Raw genomic sequence first — 16184 nt, 5'->3', positions numbered from 1 at the left:
GCCCCTTTCCGCCCTGTCATGACACTTCGGGACTGACAGCCCCCCGGTTTTGGGTGTTCATGGCAGGGTCGGAGTTTGCTCATGCGCTGGAGATTCACGATTCTGTTTTTACTGATGGTGGCGGTTCCGTTGGGGCTGCTGGCCTGGCTGGGCTACATGATGGCGCGGCAGGATGCAGCGAGCGTTCGGGAGGCATGGGTGGCCGGGTTGAGCCGTCGCATCGATCTGGTGGACGCGGGGTTGTTGCAGGAGATGAACCGCCTCGGGAGTGACTTCGACGCGCTGTTGCAGGGGGCCGGGCTGGATGAGGCCTCGCTGCGAGCCCTGCCACGGGAACAGCCGCTCATCCGCCACGCCTTTCTGCTGGATGCCCGGTCGCGGTTGGTGTTTCCTCGATCCTCCGGCGAGGCTTCCGGGGAGGTGGCGGCCTTCCTGAGGCGGACGGCCCCGGTGTGGGAGTCAGGGGTGCGGTTTGGCCCCCAGGTCAAGGAGGCGCCTGTGACGGTGGCGAATGACCAGACGCTGGATCTGAATGCAAGCTCCAGCAACCGCTGGGCAACCTATGTCCGGAACAAGGAGGGCAGGCCGTTGGTGAAAGGAGATTACAACAAGGAGGCGCCTGCGCCGGCGGAGAGTGGCTGGCATGTCTGGTTCTACGGGAACGGGGCCCAGATGCTCTTCTGGCAGCAGCGCAATGACGGTCGAGTCGTGGGGGTGGAGGTGGAGATGGCCGCGCTGCTCTCTCTCCTGGTGAACCGGCTCGGTCAGGCCGCGGCCTCAGCGCCATCCGATGAATTCTGGCGGCTGGTCAATGCCGATGGGGCCATGGTGATTCACCAGTGGGGGAGTCTTCCCGCTGGCAAGCCAGGGGCTGTGCCACCTGCCGTGCGCCGGGCCTGCTCCGCGCCACTGAGCATGTGGCATCTGGAGGCTTACGCGGGGCGGCGCGGCGTGCCACGGGGGAATGTCCTGCCCGTGCTGATGGGGGCGGGGGCGGCTGGACTGGCCCTGCTGGGGCTCGCCTGGATGCTGTACCGGGAGGGGACCCGGGAAATGCGGGAGGCGCGTCGGCGGGTTTCGTTTGTGAATCAGGTTTCGCATGAATTGAAGACGCCGCTCACCAACATCCGCCTGTACGCCGAGATGGCCCAGCAGCAGGCCGAGGCGGCGGGAGAGGAATCGGTCGTGCGTCACCTCGCGGTGGTGGAGGCCGAGACCTCTCGACTCGGGAGGCTCATTCACAATGTGCTCACCTTTGCCCGCCACCAGAGGGACCAACTGGCAGTGCACCCGCAGCGGGCAGTGCTGGATGATCTCGTCTCCCGTGCGCTGGATCTCTGGCGGCCCGGTCTGGAGGCCAAGGGATTCGAGGTGAAAATAGACCTTCATGCTCCGGAGCCCTTTCTCTTTGATCCGGATGCGGTGGAGCAGATCCTGGGTAACCTGCTTTCCAACGTGGAGAAGTATGCCGGTGCCGGACGCTGGCTGAGGCTGGCGACCGAGGCCGGTCCCCGCATGGTGCGGCTCGTGGTGGAAGATCACGGCCCGGGCGTGCCCAAGGCGAAGAAAGACGTCATCTTCCAGCCCTTCGTCCGCCTGCGCAACGACCTCGCGGAAGGAGCGTCTGGCACGGGCATCGGCCTGGCCATCTCCCGGGAGCTGGCCCAGCTGCACGGCGGTGGCCTGACGCTGGATGATGCTTGGAGCGACGGGGCACGGTTTGTCATCACTCTCCCGAACAAGCAGTCATGAAAATCCTCATCGCAGAAGATGATTCCTTTACGCGGGCGGCCCTCTGTGAGGTGCTCTCGGCCGAGGGATTCGGAGTGGTGCCAGCGGCCGATGGCCGGGAGGCCTGGGAGCTCTTCAAGAGCCAGAGACCAGACTTCGTCTGCCTGGATGTGATGATGCCTCACCTGGATGGCTACGAGGTGTGCCGCCGTATCCGACGAGATGATGACACCGTGCCCATTCTCTTTCTCACCGCCAAGTCAGAGGAGATCGATGCGGTGCTGGGCCTCGAACTAGGGGCTGACGACTACATGGCCAAACCCTTTGGCGTACGTGAGATCCTGGCCCGCATCCGTGCCATCACCCGACGGACTGGCTTGCTCCGCCGGACTCAGGGATTCGAGGGAGAATTCAGCATGGGAGACCTGCGCATCGTTCCGTCGGAATTGCGGGCGTATCGGGGCGATCTGGAGATCGGCCTCAGCCTGCGGGACCTCAAGGTGCTGCGTCTGCTGAAACGGCGCTGTGGGCGGGTGGTGGACCGGGATGAAATGGCGGATGACGTTTGGGGGGCAGACTACTACCCCGGCAGTCGTGCTCTGGATCAGCACATCTCCCAACTGCGCAAGCGCATTGAGCTCGATGCCGCGCACCCCTGCATCATTCGCACCGTGCATGGGGCCGGCTACCGCTACGAGGGGCCCTGAGACCCGTTTGGCTCTCAGGCGACCGGGGCGCTTTGCTGGCGGGGACGGCAGACGGTGCAGTACTCCTCACCATCTTCGGTGACGCGGAAGTCGAGATGCGGATCGTCCACATCCGTCTTGCCGCACTGATGGCATTTGTGGAAATGCGGCGTGTCCCGCTGGTTGGCGGATTCAAAGCGTGACCGGCGTTCCGCCACTACCGCCTTGTGCTTCATCGACTTGATGAATCCAGGGCCGAACGCGATCAGGAAGTTCAACATCGAGAAGAAAATCGGTCCTCTCATTTCAGAGCTGCTGATGAATTGCAGCAATAAGATCGCACCATTGACCATGCCCAAGTACTTCACCTTCACGGGCAAAATGAAGAACAGCATGATCTCGTAGTTCGGAACGAGACAACAAAATGCGATGAAAATGCTGGAGTACAGCATCAGACCCAATGCCAGACTGCCGAAAACCATGGCCCCGATGATCATGGAGAGCATGCCGCCGAAAATGTACAAATTCGTGCGAAATGCGCCCCAAGCGCGGTCCATTACGCCGCTGATGATCATCATGAAATAAACCGCGATCACCATCCACAACGGATTGGTAAATGAATTAGGAATGAAGACCCAAGTAACCAACCGCCAGATTTCGCCTTCCCAGACCAGCGGAGGCAACAGCATCAGCGAGACGATGAATGTGGGCTTCAGCTGCAGCAGAATCCAGACAGCCGCCTGAAGGGTGGCGAGAATGGCCACCAACCCCGGGACAGCAAACCGCCCGAACCGATTTTCCATGGAATTAAGCACCGACATTGTAGCTCTAAGTACGTCCCAAAACGGGGGATGCCAAACCGATTCGCAGTGTTTGACAAGGGAGGGTGGGCCGCCAAATTGGCCGCCTGTGTCCGAATCCACGTTGAATCGTTCCCCGCTCCATCAGGCCCATCTGAAGCTGGCCGCCCGCATGGTGCCCTTTGCCGGATGGGAGATGCCGGTGCAGTACACGGGCATCGTGGATGAGCACAAGACGGTGCGGGAGAAGGTGGGGGTCTTTGACATCTCCCACATGGGCCAGTTCCTGATCGAAGGAGCCGGGGCTGAGAACTTTCTCAACCGGGCTCTGACCAACAATGTGAGCAAGTTGGGAATCGGCGACGGTCAGTACACCCTGATGCTCAATGACCAGGGCGGGGTGATTGATGACCTGATCGTCTATCGCCTGAGTGACCGGGAGTATTTTCTGGTGGTGAATGCCTCCATGATCGCCGAGGACGAGGCGCACCTGCGCAGTCTGGGCTTCGGCGAGGGGGTGTCTTTTGCCAATATCAGCAGCGCCACAGGCGGTCTGGCGGTGCAGGGACCCAAGAGCCGCGAAGTTTTCGCCGCCGTGTTCGGCCCGGGCGCCGCTTTCCCAGAGCACAACAAGATCCTCTTCAGCCTCACGGGCGAGGGGGTGCTCTACCTCTGCGGCACCGGGTACACTGGGGAGGAGGGGTTTGAATTCTTCGCTCCCGCAGCCACCATCGAAGGCTGGTTCGACAAGATCGTGCAGGCCTGCCGGGATGCGGGCGGTGGACCCGCGGGGCTGGGTGCGCGCGATACCCTTCGGCTGGAGATGGGCTATCCGCTGAATGGCAACGATCTTTCCCCGGACAAAACGCCGCTCCAGGCGGGGCTCGGATTCTTCGTGGACCTCGCCAAGGAGGATTTCGTTGGCAAATCCGTCCTCGATTCACAAAAGACCCAGGGGATCCCGACCAAGTTGACCGGCTTCCGCATGACCGCGCCCTCCCCGCCGCCACGGTCCCATTACCCGGTGGTGCATGAAGGGCAGGTGGTGGGAGAGACCTGTAGCGCGGGTCTGTCGCCCTCGCTTAACCAGGGCATAGGCATGGCTTACCTGCCGGTCGCGATCACCAAACCCGGAATTCCCATCGAAATCGAAATCCGTGGCAGGCGTTTTGCTGCGGAGACGGTGAAGAAGCCGTTCTACCGCAAACCTCAGGCTACCTCCTAGAATCTCCCAACTCCACCATCAATCGAACGCATTCTTCCTCTTCCTATGAGCCTTGTTCCAGACCAGTTGCTATACCGTGAATCGCACGAATGGGTTGATACAGCCACCGGATTGGTAGGCATCACCGACCACGCCCAGCACGAACTGACCGATGTGGTCTATGTGGAGTTGCCCAAGGTGGGCGCAGTGGTGAAGGCCGGTGACCACATCGCGGTGGTGGAGTCCGTCAAGGCCGCGAGCGACATCTACTCGCCCGTGAGCGGGGAGATCGTGGAGGCCAATGAGGCCCTTAGCGGGGATCCTTCGCTGCTGAACACCGATCCCTACGACAAGGGCTGGATCTGCAAGATCAAGGTGGCAGATCCCGCCGAGACCGGCGCCCTCATGGACGCCGCGTCCTATCGTCAGCACATCGCGTAATTGTAGTTTACAAGAAATGTCATTCGTCCTGCCGTTCGCCCGCCGTCACATTGGCCCCTCTCCGGCCGAAGCTCTCGAAATGGCCCGCTCTGTCGGGTGTGAGAGTTTGGATCAGCTCATTGAGGCTGTGGTACCGGAGGCGATCCGCAGGACGGAGCCGCTTCAACTGCCCGCTCCTCTATCCGAGGAGGAGGCGCTGAAAAAGCTCAAGGATGTGATGAGTGCCAACAAGGTGGTGCGCTCATTCATCGGGCTGGGCTACCATGACACGTTCACTCCGCCGGTCATCCAGCGGAACATCTTTGAGAATCCCGGCTGGTACACCGCCTACACGCCCTATCAGGCGGAGATCAGCCAGGGGCGTCTGGAGGCGTTATTGAACTTCCAGACCATGATCTGTGATCTGACGGGGCTGGATGTGGCCAATGCCTCCCTCCTGGATGAAGGCAGCGCCGCCGCTGAGGCCTGCGGGCTGGCCCTGGCCGGCAAGCCGGGTGCCACGCGTGTGGTGGTCTCGAACCGTTGCCACCCGCACGTCATCGACGTCGTGCGTACCCGCATGGAACCGTTGGGCGTGACCACGGACGTGGTGAACGTTCTCGAATTTGAAGGCGCAGGGGTGAAGGATGTTGCGGCCGTGGTGGCCACCTATCCGGACACCCTCGGCGTTATTGAAGACCTCGCGCCCGTGGCGGCGCAGGCCAAGGCCGCCGGGGCTCTCTTTGTGGTCTGTGCCGATCTTCTCGCCCTCACCATCCTGAAGCCGCCAGGCGAGTTTGGTGCGGACATCTGCGTGGGCAACAGCCAGCGCTTCGGCGTGCCGCTTGGATTTGGCGGTCCGCATGCCGCCTTCATGTCCGTGAAGGACGCTCTCAAGCGCCGCATGCCGGGACGCTTGATCGGCGTTTCGAGAGATGCCCAGGGCAATCCTGGGTACCGCCTCTCTTTGCAGACCCGCGAGCAGCATATCCGCCGTGAGAAAGCGACCAGCAACATCTGCACGGCGCAGGTGCTCCTGGCGGTGATGGCCTCCATGTACGCCGTCTGGCATGGTCCGGAAGGCCTCCGCAATATCGCCCGGGGTGTGCACGGGGCGGCCGTGTGGCTTTCCACCGAGCTGCAAGCTGCGGGCTTGAGCATCGCAGGCCAGAATTACTTTGATACCCTGACCGTGGAGGTTCGCAGTGCAGAGGCCGTGGTGACGCGCGCTCTGGAACTGGGCTTGAACCTCCGCCTGCAGGATGCCACGCATGTGACGGTGGCCCTGGATGAGCGGGTGACGGCCAAAGAACTGCAGCAGGTCCTGCTGGCCTTTGGCGTGGTGCCCAAGGATGAACCTGCGCTGGATGGCGACTCCCCGGTGGCCTTTGATGCTGCCTTCGGCAGGCTCTCGACCTACCTCACGCATCCGGTGTTCAACGCCTATCACACGGAGTCGGAAATGATGCGCTACCTGCGCCGTCTGGAGGCCAAGGACATCGCTTTGAACCGGTCCATGATCCCTCTGGGGTCCTGCACCATGAAGCTGAATGCCGCGGCGGAGATGATGCCGCTGAGCTGGCCGGAAGTTTCCTCGATCCACCCCTTCGTTCCGGCAGATCAGAGCCAGGGCTATCGCGAGATGTTCTTCGGCCTGGAGTCCTGGCTGGCGGAGTGCACCGGCTTTGCCGCCGTGTCCCTGCAGCCCAACGCCGGATCCCAGGGGGAGTATGCGGGTCTGCTCGCCATCCGCCGCTATCTCGCGGCGAAAGGGGAGCTGCATCGTGACGCCTGCCTGATCCCGGTCTCCGCCCATGGCACAAATCCGGCCAGTGCGGTGATGTGCGGGTTCAAGGTCATACCGGTGGCGTGCGATGAAAACGGCAACGTGTCCCTGGAAGATCTTCGCGCCAAGGTGGAGACCCACGCGGACAAGCTGGGGGCGCTGATGATCACCTACCCGAGCACCCACGGGGTGTTTGAGGAGAGCATTAAAGAAATCTGCGCACTTATTCACGAGAAGGGCGGCCAGGTGTACATGGACGGTGCAAACATGAATGCCCAGGTGGGCCTCACGTCCCCGGGACTGATTGGCGCAGACGTCTGCCATCTGAACCTGCACAAGACCTTCTGCATCCCGCATGGCGGCGGCGGTCCTGGTGTCGGCCCCATTGGTGTGGCAGCGCACCTGGTGCCCTACCTGCCGGGCCACGCCACCTTCCCGGAAGATCAGCGCGAAGGCGCGGTCTGCTCCGCCCCCTGGGGCAGTGCCAGCATCAATTCCATCTCCTGGATGTACCTCGCCATGATGGGGAGCGAAGCGGTGCAGAGCACGCGCTACGCGATCCTCAACGCCAACTACATTGCCAGAAAGCTGGCCCCGTATTTCCCGGTGCTTTACACGGGAGGAAACGGCTACGTCGCGCACGAGTGCATCCTGGACCTGCGTCACTTCAAGACCGTGACGGTGGAAGATGTGGCCAAGCGCCTCATCGACTTTGGCTACCATGCCCCGACCATGAGCTGGCCTGTGACCGGCACGCTCATGATTGAGCCCACCGAGAGCGAGAGCCGCGCTGAACTGGACCGCTTCTGCGAGGCCATGATCGAGATCCACGGGGAGATCGAGTCCGTCGAAACCGGTCTGATGGATCCTGCCAATAACGTCCTGAAGAACGCTCCTCACACGGCAGATGTCCTGCTGGCGGATGAGTGGACCCGGCCCTACACCCGGCAGGAAGCGGCCTTCCCTCTCCCTTGGGTGAAGGCGGACAAGTACTGGCCCTCTGTGGGGCGCGTGGACAACGTCCACGGCGACCGTCACCTCATCTGCACCTGCCAGGGTATGGAAGCCTATGCAAGTTGACTGGGCGTCCTGGCAGCCCACGATCCGCGCCACGCTGCTCTTCATCTCGAAGGGCGGCAAGGTGCTGCTCATCCGCAAAAAGCGTGGCTTTGGCAAAGGCAAGATCAACGGTCCCGGCGGCAAGCTGGACCCCGGTGAGACGGAGCTGGCTTGTGCCATCCGCGAGACGGAAGAGGAGTTGCACATCCGGGCGCGAGACGTGCGCAAGCGGGGTGAGCTCTGGTTCCAGTTCGTGGATGGTCTGGCCATGCATGTGGCGGTGTTCATGAGCAGTGAGTTCGAAGGCGAGGCCACCGAGACTGAAGAGGCGGCCCCGCTGTGGTTCCCGGTGGACGAGATCCCCTTCGATGAAATGTGGGCGGACGACCGCTACTGGCTCCATCGCATGCTGGTCGGACAGGAGAACTTCTGGGGCCGCTTTGCGTTTGATGATGACACCATGCTCACGCATGAGGTGGAGTGGAGTGACTAGGAAATCTCCAACCTTTTGTGGCAATGACGGGAATAAACAAAGGCGTTGACATGGTTTTAGACCATGTTGAAAGGTGGCAGGAGAAAGGGCTGGGGGCCAATTTGTGAGGCCGTGGCGGTGCAGTTTTTTCTTGTATGTTAGATCCGTTTGTATCCTGCGCTCGCAATTTTGAGGATGTCGTGTTGTGGCGCGCTTTATCCCATGTGTCGGCAGGTTTTTACGTGGACGTAGAACCCGGCGATCCCGAAGTGGATTCTGTGACGCAGGGGTTTTATTTAAGAGGTTGGAGAGGAGTGAATGCCATTTCGGCGCCTCAGGTATATGGCAAATTCTGTGCTTCGCGAGTTCTAGACCTTAATGCACATGTGGTGGTGAAAAGCGGAGATGGTCCACTGTGGCACTCCAGAAAGTCGGGCAGCTCCGCTGCCTCCAAGGGGCATCCGGCAGGTGTTCAAGTCGATCACGATCCCGAGAGCCGTCAGATGATGGTGCCGGTGGTTGCCCTTGATGTATTGCTCGATCGTGTGTCGTGCAGCGAAGTTCACTTTTTGAGGCTTGGATGTTCAGCGATGGCGGCAGACCTTCTCAGAGGCATGAACTGGCACCGGTGCCGCCCATGGGTCATTCTGGCGGCTGCCGACATCCAGAGCCCGTCTGCTCAAGAGATGGACGGCCTGCTGCATGCGGCGGGATACCAAAGATGCTACGGTGACCGCCGCAATCAGTTCTACGTGTCTGCGGAAAAAGCGGCGGAGTTGCAAGAGCGTCTTTCCTACGCCCCCTGCCGGGATGATTCTTTCATCTGTGCTGGCGAGCAGGCGCTGGTGACTGGGTGTCGGGCGGTGGAGCGCGAGCAGCAGCAAATGGCGGATGCCTTTGACGAGTGGGCGCACGAACAGATTGAACCGTTGCGTGAGTATGGAGATGTGCTGGAGCAGCATCTTTCCTGGAGTGCGCACGTGATCGGTTATTTCCGCCGGCAAGCTGGTGCGCTGCTCAATTTCACGCATAAAAGCCTTCGAAAACTGAGCACGCCCCGGATGAAAAAGCTTCACCGGCGAGGAAAGCGACATCTTACAGACGCTCTGCGCAAGCACTTCGGGAACTCGAAGATGAGCATGGATGATCCAGAGCCTCGCTATGGCGTGTTCAGCCGTTTGTATCGCAGTGGATTCCGGCGGCAAGGCTCCGTCAACAAAGCCATTCTGGCGGCCCTTCGGGCAAACTTGCTGTGGCAGCACGAAGTGCAGGCGCGTCTTGAAGGAATCGAAATCGGCCAGAAGCGACTGGCCAGGGAGATTCGTGACTTGCAGCAGCTGTTGCCCCTGCCACCTCGCTCCCATTTCTTTGACGCTGGTCAGAAAAAAATCTCCTATGAGGAGGAAGATATAGCCATGAGGTTATAAATGGCACGGGGTGAAGACTCCTCCGACGAGGCACAGAGATCAGGCTCATTGCAAAGAGATCAAACATGCGTATCCTCATCGACTTTCAGGCTGCTCAGGAAAATCTGCATCGGGGCATTGGCCGATGGTCGCTCTCGTTTGTAAAGACCCTGTTGGCGGGGTCCACACATGAGTACTGGCTTCTGCTCAATACCGGTCTCGCTGAATCAGTGGAGTACTACCGGCAGGAGTTCAAAGGATTGCTGCCTGCGCAACGGCTTCTCTACTTTCACCCTATTCTGCCGGTGGACGGGCGTGATCCTGCCAATGACGGGCGGCGGGAGTTGTCGTCAGAATTATGGAGGGTGCTGGTAGCGAGCATCCAGCCCGATGTTGTCCTGGCCTCCGGGGCGTTTCCTGGAGGAGCCTTCGTGACACTGCCGCCAATACCGGATTCACGCTGGGTGCTGGCTGTCATTCATTATGATCTGATCCCCCTCCTGTACCCTGAAGAGTACCTTGGAGATCCCGGCTGGAGAAGATTCTACGGTGTGGGTTTGACGTGCAGCAAACAGGCCGACCTGCTCCTCGGCATTTCGCAGGCCAGCTGTGACGAAGCCCAGCTTCACTTGCAACTGCCCCCTGAGAGGGTGGTGAACGTTTCTTCCGCTGTATCGAGTTTTTTCAGCCAGATGCCCGATGACCCGGAACGTGCGCTCGTGCTGGCTGAACTGGAGATAGACCGCTCCTTTGTCCTCTACACGGGAGGTGATGATCCCCGGAAGAATCTTGACGGCTTGATCAAAGCCTATGGCTTGATGCCCCCAGATGTCAGATACAGGCACCAACTGGTGGTTGTATGCCAGGTGACGAGTGGGACGAGGAAACGGCTTGAGAAGTTGCAGCAGTCTCTGGGGCTCAATGCAAACGACGTGATTCTTACTGGCAAGGTCTCTGACGAAGATCTGCGACATCTTTACAGCGCCTGCAGGCTTTTTGTCTTCCCCTCCTGGCACGAGGGGTTCGGACTTCCGGTGCTGGAGGCCATGCAATGTGGCGCGGCCGTGCTGGCTTCAGACAAGAGCAGTTTGCCGGAGATTGTGCAATTGCCTGAAGCCCTGTTTGATCCTCATGATGCAGAAGCCATGGCGGTGAAGATGGCGCGTGGGCTTGAGGATGATGATTTTTGGAGCCACCTCGTGGCCAGCAGTGTCAAGAAAAGCCAGCGTTTTTCATGGCAAACGACGGCCAAGGTGGCTTTGGAAGCCATGGAACAGGCGGTTAACAGACGCTGCGCATTTAGCCATGAGGGCGAGGTCGCCACGCAGCGGGCTGGTCAAGTTGCTTCCCGTCGGCCGCGACTCGCGTTCGTCAGTCCCTTGCCTCCGGATGAGTCTGGCATCGCCAGCTATGCTTGCGAACTGTTGCAGGCCCTTTCCCGATATTATGAGATCGAGGTGGTTTCTGAGCGTGAATGGTGCAGCAATGAGTGGATTCAAGGAAATCTTCCCATTCGTCCACCATCATGGTTGAAGAAGCATGGGCAGGAGTACGACAGGATTGTTTATCAGTTCGGCAACAGTCATTTTCATCACTTCATGCTTGGGCTGCTGAGGCTGCATCCCGGAGTGGTGGCGCTGCACGATCTCTATCTGGGTGACATGCTTTCTGATCTGGCCAACCGGAGCGCGCAGCCGGAGCTGTTGGTGAAGGAAGCGTGGGATTCGCACGGTCTGGGCGTGTTCAGCGGCGCAACAACGATGGGGGATGTCTGCCGTGACTACCCATGCAGTCGCTTTGTTTTCGACGTGGCGCCGGGTGTGATCCTGCACTCCTGGCATGCCCGGTCATTGGCGGAGAACTATTTTAGCGGGAGCTTGCAAGGGAAGGTGCAGGTCATTCCCCTGAACAGCCTGCGTCGTCAGCTGCCTTCGAAGCAGGAGGCTCGCAGAGTCCTCAATCTGTCCGAGGATGAGTTTGTATGCGCCTGTTTCGGCATCGTCGCGCCAAGCAAGTGCAATGACCGGCTGGCGGAAGCGTGGAGGCTGGTGAATCGAGTTCATCCCGGTGCGAAGCTGGTGTTTGTGGGATCTGATCAATATTGGCCTGGTGGCAAGGGGCTCCAGCCCTGTCTGTTGAATCTTCCTGGTGCGACCGTGACGGGGCGGGTTTCTGATGAACGGTATGCTTGTTATCTGGCTGCGGCAGACATGGCGGTCCAGCTGAGAAAAACGAGCCGTGGAGAAACCAGTGCGGCAGTGCTGGATGCCCTGGCTGCCGGCCTTCCCACCGTGGTAAACCGTCATGGATTCATGGCGGAACTGCCAGACGATGTCGTGACCAAGGTGCCTGATCACTTTTCGAACGAGGAACTCGCTGATGCAGTGCTTTCGTTGATGGCCGACACTGGGGCCTGCGCACGGTTTGCAGAGCGGGGCGTGGATTACATTGCCAGCATCCACGACCCGGAGATCTGTGCCCAGAAATACCACGAGTGGATCGAAGCTTCTTATGAAAGAGCAGCGGGTCAGTTTCTCCCACCTGCGGTCAGCCGGACTTCGCAGTTGCTGCAACGCCTGCCATCCAGAGAGCGGCAGAGCATGAGGTCATCTGCGGCGAAGGCCATGGCGTTCATCCAAAAGCAGTTTGCCAGCCCGGCCCGGCTGTTGTGTGACATCACCCAGATGCAGGCGCATGATTACGGCACCGGCGTGCACCGGGTTGTGAGGAATGTCACCAACTGTTATTTGAAGAATCCATGGGAGGGTTTGACGACCGAGTTGGTTTGTAGCATGCCCGATGATGCGGATGGAGACCGGCTTTGTTATGCCCACGGGTATGTTGGCAGGCATCTGGTTCCGCAAACCTTGGAGTGGCAGGATCGTGCGATCATCCCTCATCCGGGGGATGTTTACCTGGGTATTGACCTCTCGCTTCGCACGCCGTTCGCTGCCCTGTGGAACGGATTCCTGCGGCATGTCTCGGCAAGTTATTTCTGCCTCTACGACACGCTTCCCCTCGAGCATCCAGAGTGGTTCGACGAACCGCTGTGTGAGCACTTTCATCGCTGGATTTCCGGTGTCGTCGGCTATGGAGACGGTGTGGTTTGCATATCCCGAACGACGGCGGACAGCCTCCATACCTGGCTTGGTCAATGCGGGCTCAAGCGTCACCGCCTGCAACCCTTGAAGATCGGCTATTTTCATCTTGGGAGTGACTACCGGGCCGTGGTGGAAAAGACCGGGGACAGGTCTTCGCCAGACTTCATCAGGCTGCCATCAGGTGAGCCTGCGTTCCTCAGTGTTTCGACCGTTGAGGTGCGGAAGGGCTACAAACAACTCGTGGCAGCCTTTGAATTGTTGTGGAAGCAGGGCATGGCCGTGCATTTGATGATTGTGGGCAAGCGTGGCTGGGGAGTGGAGCCTCTGCTTGCAAGACTGGACCGGCATCCTGAGCGGAATCGGCGGTTGCATTGGCTGGAGTCGGCCTCTGATGCAGAGCTGGCTGATTGCTATGATCGAGCCACTTGTGTGATAGCAGCTTCGGAGGGGGAGGGCTTTGGACTAAGTTTGATCGAGGCCGCTCATCATGGGAAACCCATTCTTTGTAGGGACCTGCCAGTATTTCGTGAGGTGGCGGGAGATTATGCTTCCTATTTTGCAGGCCGGGAACCGGAGGCATTGGCGGCGGCGATTGAGCGTTGGCTTGCTCTCTTCCGGAAGAATCAGGTGCCGAGCAGCGCGCATGTCCCGTTCCTCACCTGGGAAGCCAGCGCAAGGCAGTTGAAGCATGTCATTCAGAACGAGCAATGGGTGTATGAATGGTCAGGCGACAAACACTATCGAGAGCGCAATCACGCGCTCACTGCGAAGCCTGAGGAACTGAAAACCCCGAAATAGCCTCTCAATAATCTCGCTGGTCCCGGTTCGCGGGAGATTCGCGCTCAGATGGAATTGGCGGACAGGAGTATGGGATGGGCGGCCGGAGGCTGGCATCAGAGGACGCTGTGGAGGGGGGATCCCCGTCTAAGACATGGCTGGCGGGGACGTTAGGAGACTTATGAAATCCAGTGTTCTTCGGACTTGGGCGGCAGTCTTCTTTGGGTAAGCAGATCAGCAAGGCCGTCTGGTGCGCGGAGCGCAGCCGGGCAAGTTTGCGCGTATGCCTCGATATACAGCCCTGCAACGTCGTCGTCTAGTGCGCCAGTTTCAATCCAGCGGCCTGACCCTGGCAACTTTTTGCCGGCTTCATTCTTTGAGTGTCTCAAGCCTTTGTGCCTGGCGTCGCCATGTTGAACTTCAGAAGCGCTCCTCTGATCCTGCGCCGCCTCCATGGCTGCCGGTGGAAGTTTCCTCACCTCCGGGGAGCACTGCTGCGGGACTTCCCGGCTTGGATTATCTCATCGAAGCGGGTCTCTGGCGTCTGCACGTCCCTTCAGGCTTTGGCCGCGATGAAGTGGCCGCCCTCCTTGAACTTCTCCATGCCAGGCAGGGAGGTGCCCCATGCTAAGCCTGGGTCCTGCCACCAAAGTCCATTTGCTGGCAGGCGCCACCGACATGCGCCTTGGGTTTGAGGGGCTGCTCGCCCTGGCTTCTGGTCTGTTGCGCGAGGATCCTTTGAGCGGTCACCTCTTTGTCTTTTGCAACAAGCACCGCACCCGTCTCAAGGCCCTCTACTGGGACGGCTCGGGCTTGTGGGTGTGCGCCAAGCGGCTGGAGAAGGGGCGCTTCCACTGGCCGCAGCCCCCAGCGCAAGGAGCTTCACGCAAGGTGGTGCTCACCCAGGCGGAGCTCACTTTGCTGCTGGCGGGCATTGACCTGGAAGGCACCCAACGGAGGGCCTGGCACCGGGTCGGGTGAGGGTGCGGGAAGAGGTGTTTTTTAGGGTTCGCGGTAACAACTTGTTGCAACGAGCCCGCTGCTGGGCATCATGCAGCTCCCGCTGCTCATGCCCGCCACTCCTGCCACCCCGGATCTGCCTGAAGCCCTGTTGCTTTCTTTGGGACCCCGGGAGCGTCTTGCCCTGGAGGAGATCCTGCGTCAGCGCGATGAGCGTATTGCCACCCTGGAACTGGAAGTGCGCCTGCGTGAGGAGCAGTTGCGGCTGGCCCTCATCAAGAAGTACGGTCCCAAAGGCGAGGGCCTCGGCAAAGACCAGGCCCTGCTGCTGGATCTGGAGCCCGGCGTGCAGGAGGCCGAGGTGGCCCTTGAAGTGGGCCTGGCCCTGGCGGACAAGACCCTGCCCGAGGCTGGACGCCTGGAACAGGAGCAGGCCGCCCGGCTCAAAAAGAAAAAGCCCGGCACCCCGCGCTACGCCCAAGTGCATCCTGGGCGGCACGAACTGCCCGCGCATCTGCCGCGGGTGGAAGTCATCCTACCATGCTTGGAAGCGGCGCAAGGCGAACTGGTGGGCTATGAGATCAAGGAAGAGCTCGTCATCAAGCCTGCGGAGTTCTTTGTGCGGGTGCTCAAGCGCGAGAAGCGAGTCATCCAGCTGGGGGACCGTCGCACGGTGGCCACAGCCGCCTCCCCTGGGCGCATCGTCGACAAAGGGCAGCTGGCCAACGAGACGGTGGTGGAGCTGGTGGTGCGCAAGTACGCCGATTATCTGCCGGTGTACCGTCAGCTACAGGGGTGGGAGCGCGATCACAGTGTGACCGTGCGTCAGGCCACGGCGACGCGGGCGGTGATGGCCGCAGGAGCGTTGCTGCAACCTCTGGCGCGGGCCATCGGCCAGGAGCTGCGGCAGGGGCCGCTCATTCAGGCCGATGAGACGAGGCTGCCGGTGCTGCAAGATCTGGGTAAAGGCCGCAACGATGTGGCGTGGTTGTGGCAGTACTCCATCCCCGGAGGGCTGGTGTACTTCGAGTACCAGGACAACCGTGCCCAGGCGGGGGCGAGGGCCTATTTGAAGGACTACGGAGGCATCCTGCAAAGCGACGGCTATGTGGTCTATGACTGTCTGGAGGGGCAGGTGCAGCGGCATGCGGGATGTTTTGCCCACGTGCGACGCAAGTTCGTGGAGGCGTGCCAGGCCGCCCCCAAGGAAGTGCCGTGCGAACCGGGGCTGGCGGTGGTGGCCAGCATCGGCGCGTTGTATGGAGTTGAAGAGCGGGCGCGGGAAAAGCAGTTGAAGGGGCAGGCCCGTCTGGACTACCGGCAGGAGCAGGGTGTGGCGCAAAAGCTCTCCAGCCTCAAGGCGCAGATCCTGGAGGTGCGGGCCAAGGCCCTCCTGCCGCAGAGCCTGCTGGCCAAGGCCTGTGACTATGCGCTCAACCAGTGGGAGAAGCTGGAGGTGTATGCCAGCCACGGGGAGGTGGAGATAGACAACAACTGGTGTGAGAATGCCATGAGGCCGGTGGCGCTGGGGCGCAAGAACTGGCTGCATCTAGGAAGCCACGAGAGCGGGCCCAAAGTAGCGGCGATCCTGACGGTGCTGGCCAGTGCTCAGCGGCTGGGGCTCAACGTGCGGGAGTATCTTGGGGAGGCGCTGGAGACCCTGTGTGACGGTGAGGGGTTCAACATCACGCGCATCGGGGAACTGCTGCCCAGCCGCTGGAAGCCCAAACCTGCGTCAGGGCTCGAACCTGAAGCTATGCCACGGGATTGCTGAACTGCATA

12 protein-coding genes are annotated in these 16184 nt (G+C 60.5%); 11 read left to right on the top strand and 1 reads right to left on the bottom strand.

Annotated elements, in window-relative coordinates; all coding sequences use genetic code 11:
* Positions 1 to 81 precede the first annotated feature (81 nt).
* Positions 82 to 1752 carry a sensor histidine kinase gene (locus VSP_RS25455; RefSeq protein ID WP_086010732.1) on the top strand — a complete coding sequence of 557 codons (1671 nt, stop codon included), beginning with the start codon at positions 82 to 84 and terminating at the stop codon, positions 1750 to 1752.
* Positions 1749 to 2438, top strand: coding sequence for a response regulator transcription factor (locus VSP_RS25450; RefSeq protein ID WP_009964246.1), 690 nt, complete (start codon positions 1749 to 1751; stop codon positions 2436 to 2438). The genes VSP_RS25455 and VSP_RS25450 overlap by 4 nt, the downstream gene beginning before the upstream one ends.
* Positions 2439 to 2452: 14 nt before the next feature.
* Here VSP_RS25450 and VSP_RS25445 read toward each other — a convergent pair whose 3' ends face one another.
* Positions 2453 to 3220, bottom strand: coding sequence for a hypothetical protein (locus VSP_RS25445; protein WP_156345855.1), 768 nt, complete (start codon positions 3218 to 3220; stop codon positions 2453 to 2455).
* Between the two features lie 106 nt (positions 3221 to 3326).
* Between VSP_RS25445 and gcvT the strand changes: the two genes are divergently transcribed.
* From gcvT to VSP_RS25400, 9 genes are all read left to right on the top strand, one after another.
* Positions 3327 to 4442 carry a glycine cleavage system aminomethyltransferase GcvT gene (gcvT, locus tag VSP_RS25440; RefSeq protein WP_009964242.1) on the top strand — a complete coding sequence of 372 codons (1116 nt, stop codon included), beginning with the start codon at positions 3327 to 3329 and terminating at the stop codon, positions 4440 to 4442.
* A gap of 45 nt (positions 4443 to 4487) precedes the next feature.
* A complete protein-coding gene (gene gcvH, locus VSP_RS25435; protein WP_009964240.1) occupies positions 4488 to 4862 on the top strand; it encodes a glycine cleavage system protein GcvH in 375 nt (124 codons plus the stop codon).
* A 16-nt stretch (positions 4863 to 4878) separates the two neighbouring features.
* On the top strand, positions 4879 to 7707 hold the full coding sequence (gene gcvP, locus VSP_RS25430) for an aminomethyl-transferring glycine dehydrogenase (protein ID WP_009964238.1): 2829 nt from the start codon (positions 4879 to 4881) through the stop codon (positions 7705 to 7707).
* Complete coding sequence (locus tag VSP_RS25425) at positions 7697 to 8179, top strand: 8-oxo-dGTP diphosphatase (RefSeq protein ID WP_009964236.1); 483 nt, start codon at positions 7697 to 7699, stop codon at positions 8177 to 8179. Before gcvP ends, VSP_RS25425 begins: the two co-directional genes overlap by 11 nt.
* A 134-nt stretch (positions 8180 to 8313) precedes the next feature.
* Complete coding sequence (locus VSP_RS25420) at positions 8314 to 9585, top strand: class I SAM-dependent methyltransferase (protein ID WP_157211057.1); 1272 nt, start codon at positions 8314 to 8316, stop codon at positions 9583 to 9585.
* 65 nt (positions 9586 to 9650) lie between these two features.
* A complete protein-coding gene (locus tag VSP_RS25415) occupies positions 9651 to 13463 on the top strand; it encodes a glycosyltransferase (RefSeq protein WP_009964232.1) in 3813 nt (1270 codons plus the stop codon).
* A 262-nt stretch (positions 13464 to 13725) separates the two neighbouring features.
* Positions 13726 to 14073 (top strand): IS66 family insertion sequence element accessory protein TnpA, encoded by a 348-nt coding sequence (tnpA, locus tag VSP_RS44025; RefSeq protein WP_075090741.1) that lies wholly within the window; start codon positions 13726 to 13728, stop codon positions 14071 to 14073.
* A complete protein-coding gene (gene tnpB / locus VSP_RS25405; protein WP_009960173.1) occupies positions 14067 to 14423 on the top strand; it encodes an IS66 family insertion sequence element accessory protein TnpB in 357 nt (118 codons plus the stop codon). Before tnpA ends, tnpB begins: the two co-directional genes overlap by 7 nt.
* A 217-nt stretch (positions 14424 to 14640) precedes the next feature.
* A complete protein-coding gene (locus tag VSP_RS25400) occupies positions 14641 to 16176 on the top strand; it encodes an IS66-like element ISVsp4 family transposase (protein WP_076611853.1) in 1536 nt (511 codons plus the stop codon).
* Positions 16177 to 16184 lie beyond the last annotated feature (8 nt).

This window comes from Verrucomicrobium spinosum DSM 4136 = JCM 18804 (assembly GCF_000172155.1).
GTDB lineage: Bacteria > Verrucomicrobiota > Verrucomicrobiia > Verrucomicrobiales > Verrucomicrobiaceae > Verrucomicrobium > Verrucomicrobium spinosum.
The sequence above is the reverse complement of the archived record's forward strand: the minus strand, read 5'-3'. Positions and strand labels throughout refer to the sequence as shown.

Excerpts from the sequence above, each read along its gene's own strand:
- gcvH (WP_009964240.1), top strand. The coding sequence starts at position 4,488 with ATGAGCCTTGTTCCAGACCAGTTGCTATACCGTGAATCGCACGAATGG.
- VSP_RS25425 (WP_009964236.1), top strand. The coding sequence starts at position 7,697 with ATGCAAGTTGACTGGGCGTCCTGGCAGCCCACGATCCGCGCCACGCTG.
- VSP_RS25445 (WP_156345855.1), bottom strand. The coding sequence starts at position 3,220 with ATGGAAAATCGGTTCGGGCGGTTTGCTGTCCCGGGGTTGGTGGCCATT.
- VSP_RS25415 (WP_009964232.1), top strand. The coding sequence starts at position 9,651 with ATGCGTATCCTCATCGACTTTCAGGCTGCTCAGGAAAATCTGCATCGG.
- VSP_RS25455 (WP_086010732.1), top strand. The coding sequence starts at position 82 with ATGCGCTGGAGATTCACGATTCTGTTTTTACTGATGGTGGCGGTTCCG.
- gcvP (WP_009964238.1), top strand. The coding sequence starts at position 4,879 with ATGTCATTCGTCCTGCCGTTCGCCCGCCGTCACATTGGCCCCTCTCCG.
- VSP_RS25420 (WP_157211057.1), top strand. The coding sequence starts at position 8,314 with ATGTTAGATCCGTTTGTATCCTGCGCTCGCAATTTTGAGGATGTCGTG.
- tnpB (WP_009960173.1), top strand. The coding sequence starts at position 14,067 with ATGCTAAGCCTGGGTCCTGCCACCAAAGTCCATTTGCTGGCAGGCGCC.
- tnpA (WP_075090741.1), top strand. The coding sequence starts at position 13,726 with ATGCCTCGATATACAGCCCTGCAACGTCGTCGTCTAGTGCGCCAGTTT.
- VSP_RS25450 (WP_009964246.1), top strand. The coding sequence starts at position 1,749 with ATGAAAATCCTCATCGCAGAAGATGATTCCTTTACGCGGGCGGCCCTC.